This window comes from Martinezella paranaensis (assembly GCF_014200235.1).
GTDB classification, from domain to species: Bacteria; Pseudomonadota; Alphaproteobacteria; order Rhizobiales; family Rhizobiaceae; genus Rhizobium; species Rhizobium paranaense.
On record NZ_JACHBI010000004.1, the window covers coordinates 361,552 to 379,366 of the forward strand.

A 17,815-nucleotide genomic window follows, 5' to 3' on the forward strand; every position below is an offset into this window, starting at 1 on the left:
TTTTGCCACCATAAATTCACCCGAATAGCGTATTCGGCGATTACGCGTGTTGCGAGTCTCAATATCCTATGTTAGACGAACCCCGAATTTCGGATGAGGTAGGGGGAAGCTCCTGCTGATTTCTGGGGGAAATCAAAACGAATTCAAGAACATGTGACTTCCGTCTCTCGGAAGCCGGATTCTTGGGTTGAAATCAGGGAATTTTGTGCCCGTGGCAGACACATCCCAGCATATTTCTGGTGTTGCAGAACGATATGCCTCGTCATTGTTCGAGCTGGCCCTCGAGGAGGGTGCCGTCCCGGCCGTGACCGCCGATCTCGATCGGTTCCAAGCCATGCTGGACGACAGCGATGATCTGAAGCGTTTCGTCTCGAGCCCGGTCTTTTCGGCTGAAGAGCAGGTCGGTGCCGTGCAGGCGCTGGCGACCAAGGCCGGCTTCGGCAATTACGTCACCAATTTCCTCAAGGTCGTGGCAGGCAACCGGCGCCTTTTTGCGCTGCCGGGCATGATCAAGGCTTTCCGTATTATTGCCGCGCAGCATCGCGGTGAAGTTTCCGCCGAGATCACCTCGGCGCATGCGCTGACCCCGGCGCAGGAAGATGAATTGAAGGCGGCGCTGAAGGGCGTCACCGGCAAGGATGTGGCGATCGCCGTCACCGTCGATCCGTCGATTCTCGGTGGCCTGATCGTCAAGGTCGGCTCCCGCCAGATCGATACGTCCCTTCGCACCAAACTCTCCACCCTTAAGCTTGCATTGAAAGAGGTCGGCTGATGGATATCCGCGCCGCGGAAATTTCCGCAATTCTGAAAGATCAGATCAAAAACTTCGGCAAGGAAGCTGAAGTCTCCGAAGTCGGCCAGGTTCTCTCCGTCGGTGACGGTATCGCCCGCGTCTACGGTCTGGACAACGTTCAGGCCGGCGAAATGGTCGAATTCCCCGGCGGCATCCGCGGCATGGCGCTGAACCTCGAATCCGACAACGTCGGCGTGGTTATCTTCGGTTCCGACCGTGACATCAAAGAAGGCGACACCGTCAAGCGCACCGGCGCGATCGTTGATGTTCCGGTTGGTCCGGAACTTCTCGGCCGCGTTGTCGACGCGCTCGGCAACCCCATCGACGGCAAGGGCCCGATCAACGCGACCCGCCGCGCTCGCGTCGACGTCAAGGCTCCAGGCATCATTCCGCGCAAGTCGGTTCATGAGCCGATGTCGACCGGCCTGAAGGCTATCGACGCTCTGATCCCGGTCGGCCGCGGCCAGCGCGAGCTTGTCATCGGCGACCGCCAGACCGGCAAGACCGCCATCATTCTCGACACGATCTTGAATCAGAAGGCCATCCACGATGCCGGTCCGGACAGCGAAAAGCTGTACTGCGTCTACGTCGCTATCGGCCAGAAGCGTTCGACCGTCGCTCAGTTCGTCAAGGTGCTCGAAGAGCGCGGTGCGCTGAAGTACTCGATCATCGTTGCCGCAACGGCCTCCGATCCGGCCCCGATGCAGTACCTGGCGCCGTTCGCCGGTTGCGCCATGGGCGAATATTTCCGTGACAACGGCATGCATGCCCTGATCGGCTATGACGACCTGTCGAAGCAGGCCGTTTCCTATCGTCAGATGTCGCTGCTGCTGCGCCGCCCGCCGGGCCGCGAAGCCTATCCGGGCGACGTTTTCTACCTGCACTCGCGCCTCCTCGAGCGCGCTGCCAAGATGAACGATGAACAGGGCGCCGGTTCGCTGACTGCTCTGCCGGTCATCGAAACGCAGGGTAACGACGTTTCGGCGTTCATTCCGACCAACGTGATTTCGATCACCGACGGCCAGATCTTCCTCGAAACCGACCTGTTCTACCAGGGTATTCGTCCGGCCGTTAACGTCGGTCTGTCGGTTTCGCGCGTCGGTTCGTCCGCACAGATCAAGGCGATGAAGCAGGTTGCCGGCTCGATTAAGGGCGAACTCGCCCAGTATCGCGAAATGGCCGCCTTCGCTCAGTTCGGTTCGGACCTCGATGCCGCAACGCAGCGCCTGCTGAACCGCGGCGCCCGTCTGACCGAGCTCCTGAAGCAGCCGCAGTTCGCGCCGCTGAAGACGGAAGAGCAGGTCGCGGTGATCTTTGCCGGCGTCAATGGCTATCTCGACAAGATCGCAGTTGCGCAGATCGGCAAGTTCGAGCAGGGCCTGCTTTCCTACCTGCGGTCGGAAGGCAAGGACATCCTCGACGCGATCCGCACCGAAAAGGCCATCAGCGACGCGACCAAGGGCAAGCTCATCGCTGCTCTCGACAGCTACGCCAAGTCTTTCGCCTGATCGGGCCTCACTTCTAGGACGGATACCGGATGCCTTCACTTAAGGATCTGAAAAACCGGATCGCCTCCGTCAAGGCGACGCAGAAGATCACCAAGGCGATGAAAATGGTCGCCGCGGCGAAGCTTCGGCGCGCCCAGGAGGCGGCGGAGGCCGCACGGCCCTATTCACAGCGCATGAGCGCCGTTCTCGCCAACATCACGGCTGCTGTCAGCGACGCTGACGGCGCGCCGCCGCTGATGACTGGCACCGGCAAGAGCGATGTACATTTGCTCGTCGTCTGCTCGGCTGAACGCGGCCTTTGCGGCGGTTTCAACTCGCAGATCGCGCGTTTTGCCCGCGATCATGTCCGCAAGCTGATCGCCGAAGGCAAGACCGTGAAGATCTTCACGGTTGGCAAGAAGGGCTACGACATTCTGCGTCGTGAGTTCTCTTCGCTGATCGTCGAGCGCAAGGAACTGCGCGACGTCAAGCGCATTGGCTTCGACAATGCCGATGCCATCGGCAAGCGCGTCATCGAGATGTTCGAAGGCGGCGAGTTCGACGTCTGCACGCTGTTCTATTCCGAGTTCAAGTCGGTCATCAGCCAGGTGCCGACGGCGCAGCAGCTCATTCCGGCTTCGGCCCCGGCTGTTGTCGAAGAAGATACCGCTCATAAGGGCGCCATTTACGAATACGAGCCGGATGCGGCTTCGATCCTCGCGGACCTGATCCCGCGCAATATCTCCGTTCAGATCTTCCGCGCGTTGCTCGAAAACGTCGCCGGCGAGATGGGCGCCAAGATGAGCGCGATGGACAATGCGACGCGCAATGCTGGTGAGATGATCAACAAGCTGACGCTGAACTACAACCGTCAGCGCCAGGCACAGATCACCAAGGAACTGATTGAAATCATTTCGGGCGCGGAAGCGCTCTGAGGTTAGGGAAAGAGGGTAAGAATATGGCTGACGCAGCTATGGCCGCAGTTTCGGTCGGCAAGGTTACGCAGGTTATCGGCGCCGTCGTGGACGTTTCTTTCGATGGCGATCTGCCGAAGATCCTGAATGCTCTCGAAACCGACAACAACGGCAACCGCCTTGTTCTGGAAGTCGCACAGCACCTGGGTGAAAACTCGGTCCGCACGATCGCCATGGACTCGACCGAAGGTCTGGTTCGTGGTCAGTCCGTTTCCGACACCGGCGCGCCGATCTCGGTTCCGGTTGGCCACGAAACGCTCGGCCGTATCATGAACGTCATCGGTGAGCCGGTCGACGAAGCCGGTCCGCTGAACACCACTCGTAAGCGCGCCATCCACCAGGACGCTCCGTCTTACGTCGAGCAGTCCACGGAAGGCCAGATCCTGGTTACCGGCATCAAGGTCGTCGACCTGCTCGCTCCTTACGCAAAGGGCGGCAAGATCGGCCTGTTCGGCGGCGCCGGCGTCGGCAAGACCGTTCTCATCATGGAGCTGATCAACAACGTCGCCAAGGCGCACGGTGGTTACTCGGTCTTTGCAGGCGTGGGTGAACGTACCCGCGAAGGCAACGACCTTTACCACGAAATGATCGAATCGGGCGTCAACAAGCATGGCGGCGGCGAAGGCTCCAAGGCTGCGCTCGTCTATGGCCAGATGAACGAACCGCCGGGTGCCCGCGCTCGCGTCGCTCTGACCGGTCTGACCGTTGCTGAAAACTTCCGCGATGAAGGCCAGGACGTTCTGTTCTTCGTCGACAACATCTTCCGCTTCACGCAGGCTGGTTCGGAAGTGTCGGCTCTGCTCGGCCGTATTCCTTCGGCCGTGGGCTATCAGCCGACGCTCGCAACCGACATGGGCCAGATGCAGGAACGCATCACCACGACGACGACGGGCTCGATCACCTCGGTTCAGGCCATTTACGTTCCGGCCGACGACTTGACCGACCCGGCACCGGCAACCTCGTTCGCCCACCTGGACGCAACGACGGTTCTGTCGCGCTCGATCGCTGAAAAGGGTATCTACCCGGCTGTCGACCCGCTCGACTCCACCTCGCGCATGCTCGACCCGATGGTCGTCGGCGAAGAGCACTACGAAATTGCTCGTAAGGTTCAGTCGACGCTGCAGCGCTACAAGGCCCTGCAGGACATCATCGCCATCCTCGGCATGGACGAACTCTCCGAAGACGACAAGCTGGCTGTTGCCCGCGCCCGCAAGATCGAGCGCTTCCTGTCGCAGCCGTTCTTCGTTGCCGAAGTCTTCACCGGTTCGCCGGGCAAGCTCGTTGCGCTCGAAGACACGATCAAGGGCTTCAAGGGCCTCGTCAACGGCGAATACGACCATCTGCCGGAAGCTGCTTTCTACATGGTTGGCTCGATCGAAGAAGCGATCGAAAAGGCCAAGAAGCTGGCTGCCTAATAGAGCCGATCGAACGGCGCGCGAAGTTTCGTGCGCCGTTGCCTTGAAATAAAGACAATCGAGAAGTGACCGGTCATGCCTGACAATTTCAATTTCGAACTGGTGTCTCCGGAGCGTCTGCTCCTGTCGGAGCAGGTTGTTGATGTCGTCATTCCCGCCAGCGAAGGCGAAATGACCGTCATGGCTCATCATGCTCCGACGATGACGACGATCAAGCCGGGCGTCGTCAAGGTGCATGCAGCATCGGGTAAGAAGCAGGACTACGTCGTGTTCGGCGGCTTCGCCGACATCCTGCCGACCGGCTGCACGCTGCTTGCGGAATCCGCAATTCCGGTCGAAGACCTGAGACAGGACGAGTTGACGCGTCGTATCGATCTCGCCAGGGCAGAACTCGAAGATGCCGAACATCACGAGCACAAGTCGCGCCTTGAGCATTACATCATGGAAATGACGCGGCTGCGCGGCGCAATCGGGCAAGATTGATCCGGTACCTAGTCTTAGGTTTCGAATGAGAGCGGCCTTTCGGGGCCGCTTTTTTGTTGCGCGGCTTGGTCTCTATCAGCCCTGATAGCCGCCCAGCAGATGCCGATGCAACTGACCCGCTTCCGGCGAGAGGGCGCGGAAGCGCGGTGCGCCGAGATAATAACCGAAGCCGCTTTCGACCCGGTCATTGCCGATCGTAACCAGTGCGCCAGAGCGCAGGTGCTCTTCGATAAGCCCGAGGCTGCCGAGCGCGATGCCTTCGCCGCGCAAGGCCGCCTCGACCGCCATGATATAGGTGGAGAAAGACAGCCGCGGTCGCGGCAGTTTGCCCTTCGGTGGATTGCCGATACGACCGAACCATTGGCGGAAGCTGATCCAGTGGGCGTTGAAACGCTCGTAGTCGATCAGATCCAACGCGGCGATATCGGCCGATGTCAACGCCTGCGGCTCCAGACCGCGACTGGCCAGATAATCCGGCGAGGCAATCGGCACCAGCACTTCCTTCATCAGCAGCGTCAGGTTCCAGCGCGGATGCTCACCAGTGGAATAGAGAATGACGAGGTCATTGGTCTCCGAGGCAAGTTCCGAGGGTGAGTCCGTCGTCAGCAGGCGGACGGAAATGCCGGGGCTCTCCTTGCCGAAATCCTTGAGCCGCTGTCCGAGCCAGAGATGCGAGACAGAACCGCTGGCGGCGATCGAAATGATCTCGCCCGTGCCTGCGCGGAAAGGCTCCAGGCTCTCTTCAAGATATTCGAGTGTCGCCCGCACGCGCTGGAACAGTCGCTCGCCATCCGGCGTCAGCGCCAGGTTGCGGCCGCGCCGGGTAAAGAGCGCGGCGCCCAGGTGATCCTCCAATCCCTTGATGCGCCGGCTGACGGCCGCCTGGGTAATGTTCAACTCGCGGCCGGCGCGGGAAAAGTTCATGGCGCGGGCTGCGGCGTCGAACACGCGGAAGGCCTCCAGCGGTATCTTTTCGAGCATCACTCCTCCATAACTTCAGATCATCAATATTCCCGATAAATGGCCAGATTTGAAGAGCTGAAATTGTGATGCAGGATTACGGCATCGTTTCAGCCGTTTCCCAAGGGGATTCTTCGTGTTCTTCTCCCTCTCCGCCATTCCGGACATTCGTTTCGGCGAAGGCGCCCTCTCCGGCCTTCCGGCCGCCATCAAATCCTTCGACGGCGTTGGTGCTGTTCTGCTTGTGGTCGACGCCTTCCTGGCGCAATCGGGCCTTGCCGCCGAGATCAGCGGCGAGCTTGCCGAAGCGGGTGTGAAGACGCAGGTTTTTTCCGCTTTTGCTGGCGAGCCGAAGCTTGCGCATCTGCATGCGGCGATCAAGCTGGGGCAGGGCGCCGACATGGTGATCGGCGTCGGTGGCGGCTCGGCGCTGGATATCGCCAAGATCGTCGCCTGTTGCGCAGCGTCGGGAGAAGACCCGATGTTTTATGCGCTTGCGGCCAACCCCCTCCCGAAGAACCCGCTGAAGAAGATCATGGTGCCGACGACAGCCGGCACTGGCTCGGAGACCTCGGCCACCAATATCTTCGCCGGTCCGGAAGGCAAGAAGCTCTGGATCTGGGGATCGGAGAGCAAGGCCGATCTCGTCATCCTCGATCCGACGCTGACGACCACGCTGCCGGCCAATCTCACCGCCTGGTGCGGCCTTGACGCCTTCATCCATGCTTTCGAGGCGGCGACGAACCGGAACACGCATCGCGGTGCGCAGCTCTACGCCCATCAGGCGCTGCGGCTAATCATCGGCGCTCTGGAAACGGCGGTGAAGGAGCCCGGTAATATAGAGGCGCGGGGCGACGTGCTGCTCGGTTCCTGCCTTGCCGGCATCGCCATTGACAATTGCGGCACGGCGATCGCCCACAATATCAGCCATGCGCTGGCGGGGCTTGCGCCGGTTCACCATGGGCTCGCAACCGCTCTCGGCTTTGAAGTAACGCTGCCCTGGCTGGTGGAGGCGGATACGGGCGAGCTCAATGCCGCCGCGAGAGCCTGTGGGCTCAAAAGTGCGGCGGCTCTACCTGCCTTCGTTTCCGATTGGATGGACCGCTGCGGCATCGTCCGCGCCCTGCCGGCGGCGTTCATGCCCTTCGCCGCAACCGATCTCGCGCGGGAAATGCGCGCTCCGGAAAACCAGCCGATGCGGCGCTCGACCGTCCGCGATGTGACGGATGCCGATATCGACCGATTCGCCGCTGCCGTCATGGCGCTGCCGAAAGGAATTTGAGATGAGCAAGACCTACACACGCGAGTATTGGGAAGGCGTTTTGTCCGGCCTTAAGCTCGAAGGGAGGCATTTCATCGATGGCGCCTATCGTCCCTCCTCGTCCGGCACGACTTTCACCCGCATCCGACCGATGGATGGCAGAGCAGGGCCGGAATTGGCGCGCGGCAACGCCGCTGATGTCGACGCGGCCGTGGCTGCTGCCCGTGCGACTTTCGAAAGCGGCATCTGGCGCAAAAAGGACCCTATGGCAAAGAAGAGGATCATGCTTCGCTGGGCCGAACTGATCCGCGCCCATGGCGAAGAACTCGCCATGCTCGAAACGCTGGATGTCGGCAAACCGGTCATGGCGTCGCTGACGGTCGATGTCCGCCTTTGCGCCGATGGCATTCAATTCTACGGCGAGATGATCGACAAGATGTATGACGAGATCGCGCCGACCGGGCCGAATGCGCGCGCTTTGGTGCGCAAGGTGCCGATCGGCGTCGTCGGGGCGATTACGCCGTGGAACTATCCGATGATCATCGATGCCTGGAAGCTCGGGCCAGCGATTGCCGCAGGTAATTCCGTGCTGCTGAAGCCGGCCGAACAATCCTCGCTCTCGGCCCTCCGCCTGGCTGAACTTGCTTCTGAAGCAGGCCTGCCCGCCGGCGTCTTCAATGTCGTCACCGGTTATGGCGAAGAGACCGGCAAACCGCTGGCGCTGCACATGGATGTCGACATGATCGCCTTCACCGGCTCGACCGAGGTCGGAAAGCTGATCATGGGGTATGCAGCGCAGTCGAACGTCAAGCGCGTAGCGCTGGAACTCGGCGGCAAGTCGCCGCTGGTCGTTTTCGAAGATGCCGATCTCGATGCGGCGGCGAGCGCGGCCGCCTGGGGCTGCTTCTACAATTCCGGCGAGACCTGCCACGCCTCGACGCGGCTGATCGTGCAGCGCTCGGTCCAGGAGAAGCTGATTGCGAAGATCGAGGCGGTGACGCGGTCCGATATTACGCTCAAACACCCGCTTGATCCGTCCGCGCAGATCGGCGCGCTGATCGAGGAGGAGCACATGAACAAGGTGCTCTCTATGATCGCTGCTGGTGAGAAGGAAGGCGCTCGACGTGCTTTCGGCGCAGAGCGGGTGCTGAGCGAGACCGGCGGTTACTATGTCTCGCCCGGCGTCTTCGTCGACATGACCAACGATATGAGCCTGGCGCGGCAGGAGATTTTTGGGCCGGTGCTTGCCGCCATTCCCTTCGACACCGAGGAGGAAGCGCTCAAGATCGCCAACGATACGATCTATGGCCTTGCCGGCGCCGTCTTCACCAAAGACATGGACCGCGCCCACCGCTTTTCCGAGGCGATCCATGCGGGCACCGTGTGGATCAACACCTACGATATGTCGAATTTCGCGACACCTTTCGGCGGCTTCAAGCAATCCGGTTTCGGCCGTGACCGTTCAGTGCATGCGATCGACAAATATTGCGATTACAAGACCATCTGGCAGCAGTTCGGCTGAGGTTTGCGGGGAGGCACGACCATGAGCAAGATCGTTTCCATAGAGATCACCCATCACCGCCTGCCGCTCGATCCGCCGTTCAAGGCGAGCTGGGATGGCAGGCCACGCCGGCATTTCGATGCGACGATCGTCCGCGTGCGGGATGACGAGGGCCGCGAGGGTATCGGGTCCGGCGATCTCATGAAGGGTTTCGAGGGGCACGAGGATCTGTTCATCGGCCAGGACCCGCGGCATCTGGAGCGTCACTACGAGGTCCTGTCGCATATCAATTTCCATTATGGCCGCTGCTGGCCGATGGACCTGGCGCTGTGGGATCTTTCCGGCAAAATCACCGGCGAACCCGTCTGGCGGATGCTTGGCGGCCGCGCCAGCCGCGTGCGGCTCTATGCTTCCTCCGGCGTATTGCGCGAGCCGGCCGCGTTGGCTGAGCAGGCGGAGCGTTATCTCGAAGAGGGCTTTCCCGCGATGAAGGTGCGCTTCTCTTCATCCGCAGGTGGGCGCGGCGGTTGGCTAGATGATGTGAAGGCTCTGGAGGCAATCCGCGCGCGCGTCGGCACCAAGCTGGAGTTGATGGTGGACTGCAACCAGGGTTGGCGCATGCCCTGGGATACGACATTGCCCTGGACCTTCAAGGACGCGTTGGCGGTTGCGAAAGAGCTGGAGCGGCTCGGCATCTATTGGATGGAGGAGCCGCTGCACCGTTCGGACCGCAAGGGCATGAAGGAGCTGAAGCAGGCGACGTCGGTACGCATCGCCGGCGGCGAGATGACGCGAGAGCTCTATGAGTTCCGAGACATTATCGAAGACCGTGCCTTCGATGTCGTCCAGCCGGATGTGGCGCTGGTCGGCGGCATCACCGGCTGCCGGCGGGTGGCTTACCAGGCGCGGGAGGCGGGTGTTCAATTTACGCCGCACTCATGGACGAATGGTATCGGTGTGCTGGCCAATGCGCATTTGACGGCGGGTGTCGGTGATGCGCCCTGGCTCGAATATCCCTATGACAATCCGGAGTGGAGCGAGGCCCGTCGTGACTATCCGATGGCGATGCCGCTCAAGCACGATCAGGGTTGGCTGGATTTGGGGCTATCTCCCGGCCTCGGCGTCGTTCTCGATGAAGAGCGCCTGAAGGTCACCCGCATCTGACATGATACTCGGCCTCTCCCCGGCTGGGTTTCGTTTCCCACCTTATCTGCCGCCCAATGGTTTCCCTTGGACGGCCTTTTTCTCGGATGTTGGTGCCGTGCGTGCCGTCTGCTCGCGCGTGCGGGCCCAACGAATGACCGGGCGTTCCAGGAGAAAATAGCTGGCAGTCCCGATCGTGAAGATGATGACGATTGCGACGAGGCTCGATGTGATCCATCCGCCGAGCACGTCATTTGAGCCAATGCCGAAGCTCCAGGGGAAGAGCGTGGTCATCAGCGTCAGCACGATATCCTGCCAGATATAGACGCCGAAGGAGACGGTGGCGACATAACGGATGATGGGGTTGTCGAGCAGCTTTGCCAACAACAGCGATTGCGGAAGCGTGGTAAGCGCAATAGCGACTCCCAGGGGAAGTAGCGGGAATTGATAGGGGATGCCAAGCCAGGCATAGCCTTCCGCTGCACCGCCGATGGACTGCGGCAACTGCCATGCGCCCATAACAATCGCGAGCGCTCCAATGACATCGTAGATCGCCGAGCGGCGAGCCGGGATGATGGTCTGGATTCCGGCTGCCAGCGCCCCGATCGCGAATATCGCGAAGAAGCCGATGGGGTTGTAGCGCGGCATCCATTCCTTGGCGCCGCCCTCGAAGCCGTATTCCCATCCCCGCCCGACGCTGTCCGTCGGGAGATAGGTCACTACCAGCCAGTGGCCGAGCAGCGAGGCGGCGATAAAGCCGATCCAGAACAGGCGGCTGACGAGAGGGGAGCGCGATCTCGGCTTCGCATAGAACGGCAGCAGGAAGCCGATCGGCAACAGAACGTAGCAGGTCGTCTCAAAGGGGATCGACCATAGTGGCCCGTCACCCTGCACTGGAAAAAAGGTGCGCCAATGCCATTGGCTCATCAGAAAGAAGCCAGCGATGTAGCGGCCTATCAGCTCCCCATCGAGCGGAAACCCATAGACCGTGAAGCTGAGCACGAAGCCGACCGTCAGGGCAAACCAGAAGCCCGGCAGGATGCGCGCAGCACGACGCATGGTGTAGATCTTCAATGAAGGCAGTGGTTGGGCTTTATCCAGCGCCAGCCAGAAGGGACGCGAGAGAAGAAAGCCACTGAGCACGAAGAAGACCGAGACGCCGTGATTGCCGAAGCGCGCCAGCATGAAGGTCAGGTCCAAACCGGGCGGGATTTTGTAGAAGTTCATTCGAAGCGCGAGATGGTGAGCAAGCACCATCAGACATGCGACGGCGCGCATGAAATCCGCTCCTCCCAGACGTTTCTCGTTCTCCATCCCTGTACCGCCGAAACTGCCTTGCTATTGGGTTAGGTCATCGAGGCGACTTCGGCAAGTGCAGCTTTCCGGCAAGGTAAACTTCTGGGTGCACAACAGACGCCCGAACCTGGGGATGCCAGATCCGGGCGTCGAGCCGGTCTTCCGTACCTGCCAGAAACGAAAGACCGGATTCGGATATTGTTGAAGACGATCAAGCGGCGACGGAGCGATAGGGGCGCGTTGCCCGGGCTGGCTTCAATGCCGCGCTCCACCAATTCAGCCGCGCCATCATTTGCACCAGCGCCTGACGGGCTTCGATCGGGTTTTCGAGGGAGCCATCCTCGGCGAACCGGCCCCAGGGATTGGCGAAACTGACGGTATCGCGCACCGTGACGGCATGCAGCTCGGCAAAGACCAGCCGCAACTGTTCAACGGCGCGAAGCCCGCCGGAAATGCCGCCATAGGAGACGAAAGCAACCGGCTTGCCCTGCCATGGCTCGTAAACGAGATCGAGCACGAATTTCAGCGCGGCCGTGAAGCTATGATTGTATTCCGGTGTGACGACGATGAAGGCATCCGCCTCGGAGAGCCGCTCGGCGAGGTCCGCGACGGCCGGATGCTCCTTGTCGTGGTGGACCGGCAGGCCGAATTCCAATGGATCGATAATGTCGAGATCGATCAATGGATAGTTCGCCAGCTCACGGACGACCCAATTGACCACGCGGTCACATAGTCGGCCCTTGCGGGTGCTGCCGTAGAGAATTGCCAGCCGGGTTGGTTCTGTCATGCATTGCTCCTGCTTTACGCGCTTCGGAGCAGGAGCTATAGAACCTCAAGTAAAGTTGAGGTCAAGGGCTCATTATGGGAAAAATCGAATCCGATCAATTTTCCAAATTATTGACGGTGGGCGAGGTGGCAGCGCGCAGCGGCATTGCGGTTTCGGCGCTGCATTTCTACGAGGCAAAGGGACTGATCGAGAGCCATCGCAGCAGCGGCAATCAGCGGCGCTACGCCCGCGAGGTCTTGCGCCGGGTGGCGGTCATCAAGGTAGCGCAGCGCGTCGGCATTCAGCTTGCCGAGATTCAGGCGGCACTTGATACGCTGCCGCAAAGCCGGACGCCGACAGGGGCCGATTGGCGGGCGCTTTCGGCGCAGTGGAAGGATGATCTCGATAACAGGATCAGGCGGCTGCAGGGCCTGCGCGATAAGCTCGACGGCTGCATCGGCTGCGGCTGTCTCTCAATGCAGAGCTGCCCCCTGCGTAATCCGTTGGATGAATTGGCAAAAGAGGGGCCTGGGCCGCGTCTGCTGGATCCATAGCCGCCGCGCCCAATGGCGCTTGGCCAATCCCGAAGCACTTGCTGGGAATTCGGCTGGAGCCTTCGCCTACTCAAGCATGAACGCGTGTGCCGGCCATGTAATCGTCCAGCGCGGCGGCTTCGTCCTTCGAGAGATAGAGGCCCTTCTTCGAACGGCGCCAAAGGACGTCGGCGGCGGTATAGGCCCATTCATGTGCCATGAGATAGCGGACTTCCGCCTCGTAGAGATCGCTGCCGAAGCTGCGGCCGAGATCGGCCGTGGTCTTTGCCTCTCCAAGGAGCATGGCGGCGCGGGTGCCATACCGGCGCACGAGCCGGCGGGCATGCGGATCGGCGAGGAAGGGGTAGCGTCCCTTCAGCTTCGCAACTTCAGCCTCATAGCCACGAACCGGGAAGTCGCCGCCCGGCAGAGAGCTCTTGGCCGTCCACGGCGTACCCTTGAGGCCGATAACCTCGCCGATCTTTTCCAGCGCATGTTCGCTTAAGCGACGATAGGTGGTGAGCTTGCCGCCGAAGACGTTGAGCAATGGCGGCTGACCTTCGGCACCTTCGACCTTCAGCACATAATCGCGCGTCGCTTCCTGCGCCTTGGAGGCGCCGTCGTCATAGAGCGGACGTACGGCGGAATAGGTCCAGACGATATCCTCGCGGCGGACCGGCTCCTTGAAATATTCGCTGGCAGCGTTGCAGAGATAGGTCGTTTCCTCGTCGGAAATCTTCACGTCCTTGGGATCATCCTTGTAGTCGCGGTCCGTCGTGCCGATCAGGGTGAAATCCTGTTCGTAGGGGATCGCGAAGATGATGCGGTTATCCGGATTCTGGAAGAAATAGGCGCGGGGATCGTCAAACTTCTTGCGGACGATAATATGGCTGCCCTGCACGAGACGGACATTGTGCACCTGGTTCTTGCCAAACGCGTCGGACAGAACATGATCGACCCAGGGACCGGCGGCGTTGACCAGCATGCGCGACTGGAAGGCGCGTTTTTCGCCGGTGACGGTGTCCTGCGTTTCGATCGTCCAGGCAGCACCTTCACGGCGGGCGGAGGTTACCTTCGTCCGCGGCATGATCGTTGCGCCGCGATCGGCCGCGTCGCGGGCGTTGAGCACGACCATGCGCGCATCGTCCACCCATCCGTCGGAATATTCGAAAGCCTTGGTGAACAGCGCCTTCAGTGGTTTTCCCGCCGGGTCCCTCTTCATGTCGAGCGTCGCGGTGGCAGGCAGCAGCTTGCGGCCGCCGAGGTGATCATAGAGGAAGAGGCCAAGGCGGATGAGCCAAGCCGGGCGGATGCCGCCCTTGTGATAGGGCAATACGAAACGCATCGGCCAGATGATGTGCGGCGCCATCGCCCAGAGCACTTCACGCTCCATCAGCGACTCGCGCACAAGGCGGAATTCGTAATGTTCGAGATAGCGCAGGCCGCCATGGATGAGCTTGGTGGCTCCGGACGATGTGCCGGAGGCGAAATCATTCATTTCCGCAAGAGCCACCTTGTAGCCGCGCCCGGCTGCGTCACGAGCGATGCCGCAGCCGTTGATGCCGCCGCCGATAACGAAAATGTCGTAAATCTGCTCGCTCACCCGCCCCTCCGAAAAGGTCTGCCATTTTGAGAAATGGAAAATTCGAAAATTGATTCATCTAAAACGAAATCAATCCGAATGTCAAACGAACGTTTCGTGACGAAAGCGATGAGACGATCAATTCTGGCGGCGTGAGGTTTCCACCAGGCGAACGCCATGTTCGGCCGCGGCGGCGCGGACGGACTCGACACGACATTCGTCGGTAACGAACGTGTGGACTTGCGAGAGATGGCCGATGCGCACCGGGGCGGTGCGTTCGAACTTGGTGCTGTCGGCCACCAGGATGACATGGCGAGCATTGGCGATGATCGCCTGCGCCACTTTCACTTCGCGGAAATCGAAATCCAGAAGTGCGCCATCGGCATCGACGGCCGAGGTGCCGATGACGGCGTAATCCACCTTGAATTGCTTAATGAAGTCGACCGCCGCCTCCCCGACAATGCCGCCGTCCGAGCCGCGCACGACGCCGCCGGCGATGACCACCTCGATCGAGGGGAAGATGCGTAACTTATTGGCGACGTTGATATTATTGGTGATGACCATCAGTTCGTGATGGCCGAGAAGGGCCTCGCCGACCGCTTCCGTGGTGGTGCCGATATTGATGAAAAGAGAGGTATTGTTGGGGATCAGGCCGGCGGCGGCGCGGCCGATCGCCTGCTTTTCGGGGGCGGCGATGGAGCGGCGCGCTTCGTATTTGACGTTTTCCGTGCCGCCTGGAAAGAGCGCACCGCCATGGACGCGCGATAGAACGCGGCCGTCGCACAGGTCGTTCAGGTCCTTGCGGATGGTTTGCGGCGTTACGGAGAAGCGAAGCGCCAGTTCCTCCACCAGCACGCGCCCCTCAGTCTTGGCGATTTCCAGAATCTCCGTCTGGCGTCCTGATAGGAACATTGTCGACGCTCCCTTTCTTTCGTTTTTTCGTCATCATATGATAAAGTGAAAATTCCGCAATTGCCGACGCGCGGATTCTGCGAATTGGGGAGGTCATGGTGTTTCATCCGAAGCTATTCGAAAATCGCAATGTCGTGGTTACCGGCGCCGGCCGTGGCATCGGGCTGGAGGTGGCGCGACAGTTTCTCGATTGCAGCGCGCGCGTTCTCGTCCATGTCGGCCGCGATCCCGGCCGCGAGCTGCCCGATTTTCTGCTAGAGGCCGAGCTCGATCGCCGCGCCTTTCTCGTTCCCGCTGATTTCACGAGCGAGACCGGCACGAGGGACTTTGCTCTTGCCGCTGCTGACGTGTTCGACCGCATCGACGTGCTGGTCAACAATGCCGGTACCATGGTCGGCCGCTTTCCGGCCGGCGAATTGACCGACGAATGGTATGACCGGATCGTCCAGCTCAACCAGACCTCCGTCGTCGAGGTGACAAGGGCGCTGTTGCCGCTATTGCGGGCGGCCGGGCAGGCGGCAATCGTCAATACAGTTTCGATCTCGGCTTTGACCGGCGGCAGCCCGGGGTCGGCGATCTATTCCGCCTCCAAGGCCTTCGTCGCAACCTATTCGAAGGCTTTGGCGCGCGAGCTGGCGCCGGAGGGTATCCGGGTGAACTGCGTATCGCCGGGAACCATCGCCACCGATTTCCACGATCGTTACTCGTCGAAGGAAAAACTCGAACAGACGCGGCGATCGATCCCGCTGCAGCGCCTGGGGACGGCGGAGGATTGCGCGCCTGCCTATCTCTTCCTCGCCGCGCCGACGCTCTCCGGCTACATCACGGGACAGGTCATCGAGATCAACGGCGGGCAGCTTATCTGCTGATAATCGGACCTTTTTTGGTGTTCTGCGACCTTTTGAACCAGCTTATGGATTCATAATATTATAAGCATATCTCTATGTGAGTTTATCACTAGAGGCCATTCTATGTCGCTGTCTCCACCGCTTGGCGGTGCCATCGAGCATAATGTCGAGGAACTGACTGCGAGGGCTCGAAGGGCGAGTATCCTGTTGAAAGCTCTGTCGCACGAGACGCGGCTGAGCATCCTCTTCATGCTGGCCAAGCGCGAAAAGACGGTCACGGAGATCGAGGGGCTTCTCGGCCTGCAGCAGGCAGTGGTTTCGCAGCATCTGGCGCGGTTGCGGCTGGAAAAGCTGGTCGATACCCGCCGGGAGGGCCGGCTCGTCTATTATGCCGTCGCCAGTTCCGAAATCTGCGCGGTGCTCGATTCGCTGCAGCAGTCCTTCTGCAAGGGCGATTGCTGATCATCCGGAAAGTCGGAAATTCCTGAAGCCTTGGTTTGGCCTTCAATTCATCATCGTATCGTCAACTGACTGACACGACAGTGTTATGCAGAGACGCTAATACTCCCTCAAAACATAGAAGGAGGATAGGCTCATGCAGAATAATGAGATGACCATGTCGGAAGTTCTGCGCGATCCGATGATCCGGCAGATGCTCCGTGCCGATCGCGTGTCGCTGAGCGACTTTGCGACGCTTCTGAAGAAAACGGCCCGTGCGAGAAATGCGGCTTCTGCCGAAAAGAGTGCGATGCCGCTCGTCCCTCCCGTTTTCATTGAGCGTCTATCCGCCGGTGGCGAGGCAGGTCTCTAGGGAGTTTCCGGAGGCCTAGCCTCAAGGCGGACATGCGCCCCATGCCACGCCTCCGTTTTCCAATGTTGCGCTGATGCCTTGGCGCGTTTAACTCTCGTATTCAGGAGAGTTAAATGATCGACAAGCTGGAATTCTTCATCGCGCTTGCCAACCAGAAGCATTTCGGCCGTGCTGCGGAGGAATGCGGGATAACGCAGCCGACATTGTCGGCCGCGATCAGGCAGTTGGAGGATCAGCTCGGTGTCATGCTCGTCAGTCGCGGCTCGCGCTTTCAGGGTTTGACGCCGGAGGGCCAGCGGGTGCTGGAGTGGGCGCGGCGCATCGTCGGCGATACTAGGACCATGCGCGAGGAAATGCGGGCGGCGCGCAAGGGGCTTGCCGGCCATATCCGCATCGCCGCCATTCCGACGGCGCTTGCCATGGTGCCGAAAATCACCGCGCCGTTTCAGGAGCGGCATCCCGACGTTACCTTCTCCATCACCTCGCGCAATTCGCTGCAGGTGTTGAGCCTGCTCGAAAATCTCGAGATCGACGCGGGCATCACCTATCTGGAAAATGAGCCGCTTGGCCGCGTCACCAGCGTGCCGCTTTATGCCGAGCGCTACCATCTGATCACGGCAGCGGGCAGTCCGCTGGCCGAGCGCGCAAGCGTGACCTGGAAGGAAGTGGGCCATCTTCGGCTTTGTCTATTAACTGCTGATATGCAAAACCGCCGGATCATCAACCGGCATCTCGCCGAAGCGGGGGCGGTGGTGCAGCCGACGCTGGAGTCCAATTCGATGATTGTGCTGTTTGCCCACGTCCAGACCGGACGCTGGGCGAGCATCATGCCGAAGAATATCGCGGATTCCTTCGGCTTTCCCGCTGATATTCACAAGATTCCCATCACGGAACCGGATGCGGAACATCTCGTTGGTCTGGTTGCGACGCATCGCGAGCCGTTTACGCCGCTCGTCTCCGCTTTGTTGCATGAGGCGCGATTGTTAGCTGAAGCCGATAAAAATCGATAGAAATTTTCTATCGATTAACGGGGCTGCGTTATTGATTCCT

General features: G+C 60.4%; 18 protein-coding genes. 13 read left to right on the forward strand and 5 right to left on the reverse strand.

Features of this window, described 5'->3' with window-relative positions; genetic code table 11:
* Positions 1-205: 205 nt before the first annotated feature.
* The 5 genes from GGD50_RS13040 to GGD50_RS13060 all read left to right on the forward strand — a co-directional run bounded on the left by GGD50_RS13040 (position 206) and on the right by GGD50_RS13060 (position 5,152).
* Entirely contained in the window at positions 206-772 is a 567-nt protein-coding gene (locus tag GGD50_RS13040; protein WP_107109576.1) for a F0F1 ATP synthase subunit delta, read from the forward strand.
* Complete coding sequence (gene atpA, locus GGD50_RS13045) at positions 772-2,301, forward strand: F0F1 ATP synthase subunit alpha (RefSeq protein ID WP_107109575.1); 1,530 nt, start codon at positions 772-774, stop codon at positions 2,299-2,301. Before GGD50_RS13040 ends, atpA begins: the two co-directional genes overlap by 1 nt.
* A 29-nt stretch (positions 2,302-2,330) precedes the next feature.
* Positions 2,331-3,215, forward strand: a complete 885-nt coding sequence (locus tag GGD50_RS13050) for a F0F1 ATP synthase subunit gamma (RefSeq protein ID WP_107109574.1) — start codon at positions 2,331-2,333, stop codon at positions 3,213-3,215.
* A gap of 23 nt (positions 3,216-3,238) precedes the next feature.
* A complete protein-coding gene (gene atpD / locus GGD50_RS13055; protein ID WP_107109573.1) occupies positions 3,239-4,669 on the forward strand; it encodes a F0F1 ATP synthase subunit beta in 1,431 nt (476 codons plus the stop codon).
* 75 nt (positions 4,670-4,744) lie between these two features.
* Complete coding sequence (locus tag GGD50_RS13060) at positions 4,745-5,152, forward strand: F0F1 ATP synthase subunit epsilon (protein WP_107109572.1); 408 nt, start codon at positions 4,745-4,747, stop codon at positions 5,150-5,152.
* Between the two features lie 75 nt (positions 5,153-5,227).
* Here the strand turns inward: GGD50_RS13060 and GGD50_RS13065 are convergent, their stop codons facing one another.
* The gene (locus GGD50_RS13065; protein ID WP_107109571.1) at positions 5,228-6,133 is read right to left on the reverse strand and encodes a LysR substrate-binding domain-containing protein; all 906 of its coding nucleotides are present in this window, start codon (positions 6,131-6,133) and stop codon (positions 5,228-5,230) included.
* Between the two features lie 115 nt (positions 6,134-6,248).
* Here GGD50_RS13065 and GGD50_RS13070 point away from each other — a divergent pair, with 115 nt between their 5' ends.
* From GGD50_RS13070 to GGD50_RS13080, 3 genes are read left to right on the forward strand one after another with little or no spacing between them, the layout of a single operon-like run.
* Positions 6,249-7,394 carry an iron-containing alcohol dehydrogenase gene (locus GGD50_RS13070; RefSeq protein ID WP_107109570.1) on the forward strand — a complete coding sequence of 382 codons (1,146 nt, stop codon included), beginning with the start codon at positions 6,249-6,251 and terminating at the stop codon, positions 7,392-7,394.
* A 1-nt stretch (position 7,395) separates the two neighbouring features.
* Positions 7,396-8,895 (forward strand): aldehyde dehydrogenase family protein, encoded by a 1,500-nt coding sequence (locus GGD50_RS13075; RefSeq protein WP_107109569.1) that lies wholly within the window; start codon positions 7,396-7,398, stop codon positions 8,893-8,895.
* Between the two features lie 21 nt (positions 8,896-8,916).
* Positions 8,917-10,038 (forward strand): mandelate racemase/muconate lactonizing enzyme family protein, encoded by a 1,122-nt coding sequence (locus GGD50_RS13080; protein WP_107109568.1) that lies wholly within the window; start codon positions 8,917-8,919, stop codon positions 10,036-10,038.
* Between the two features lie 42 nt (positions 10,039-10,080).
* On the opposite strand, the gene GGD50_RS13085 is transcribed toward GGD50_RS13080, so the two are convergent.
* Entirely contained in the window at positions 10,081-11,331 is a 1,251-nt protein-coding gene (locus GGD50_RS13085; protein WP_107109567.1) for an acyltransferase family protein, read from the reverse strand.
* Between the two features lie 193 nt (positions 11,332-11,524).
* Positions 11,525-12,100 (reverse strand): NADPH-dependent FMN reductase, encoded by a 576-nt coding sequence (locus tag GGD50_RS13090; RefSeq protein WP_107109566.1) that lies wholly within the window; start codon positions 12,098-12,100, stop codon positions 11,525-11,527.
* 74 nt (positions 12,101-12,174) lie between these two features.
* On the opposite strand from GGD50_RS13090, the gene soxR reads away from it, so the two are divergent.
* Positions 12,175-12,633, forward strand: a complete 459-nt coding sequence (soxR, locus tag GGD50_RS13095; protein WP_107109565.1) for a redox-sensitive transcriptional activator SoxR — start codon at positions 12,175-12,177, stop codon at positions 12,631-12,633.
* Positions 12,634-12,703: 70 nt separating this feature from the next.
* On the opposite strand, the gene glpD is transcribed toward soxR, so the two are convergent.
* Both glpD and GGD50_RS13105 read right to left on the reverse strand, forming a co-directional pair.
* Positions 12,704-14,215 carry a glycerol-3-phosphate dehydrogenase gene (gene glpD, locus GGD50_RS13100; RefSeq protein WP_107109564.1) on the reverse strand — a complete coding sequence of 504 codons (1,512 nt, stop codon included), beginning with the start codon at positions 14,213-14,215 and terminating at the stop codon, positions 12,704-12,706.
* A gap of 117 nt (positions 14,216-14,332) precedes the next feature.
* Complete coding sequence (locus tag GGD50_RS13105; protein WP_107109563.1) at positions 14,333-15,106, reverse strand: DeoR/GlpR family DNA-binding transcription regulator; 774 nt, start codon at positions 15,104-15,106, stop codon at positions 14,333-14,335.
* A gap of 98 nt (positions 15,107-15,204) precedes the next feature.
* On the opposite strand from GGD50_RS13105, the gene GGD50_RS13110 reads away from it, so the two are divergent.
* The 4 genes from GGD50_RS13110 (at position 15,205) to GGD50_RS13125 (ending at position 17,775) form a co-directional block, all read left to right on the forward strand.
* Positions 15,205-15,975 (forward strand): SDR family NAD(P)-dependent oxidoreductase, encoded by a 771-nt coding sequence (locus tag GGD50_RS13110; RefSeq protein ID WP_107109927.1) that lies wholly within the window; start codon positions 15,205-15,207, stop codon positions 15,973-15,975.
* Between the two features lie 102 nt (positions 15,976-16,077).
* Positions 16,078-16,416, forward strand: coding sequence for an ArsR/SmtB family transcription factor (locus tag GGD50_RS13115; protein WP_107109562.1), 339 nt, complete (start codon positions 16,078-16,080; stop codon positions 16,414-16,416).
* Between the two features lie 133 nt (positions 16,417-16,549).
* A complete protein-coding gene (locus GGD50_RS13120; protein ID WP_107109561.1) occupies positions 16,550-16,765 on the forward strand; it encodes a hypothetical protein in 216 nt (71 codons plus the stop codon).
* Between the two features lie 113 nt (positions 16,766-16,878).
* The gene (locus GGD50_RS13125; RefSeq protein WP_107109560.1) at positions 16,879-17,775 is read left to right on the forward strand and encodes a LysR family transcriptional regulator; all 897 of its coding nucleotides are present in this window, start codon (positions 16,879-16,881) and stop codon (positions 17,773-17,775) included.
* Positions 17,776-17,815: the final 40 nt, after the last annotated feature.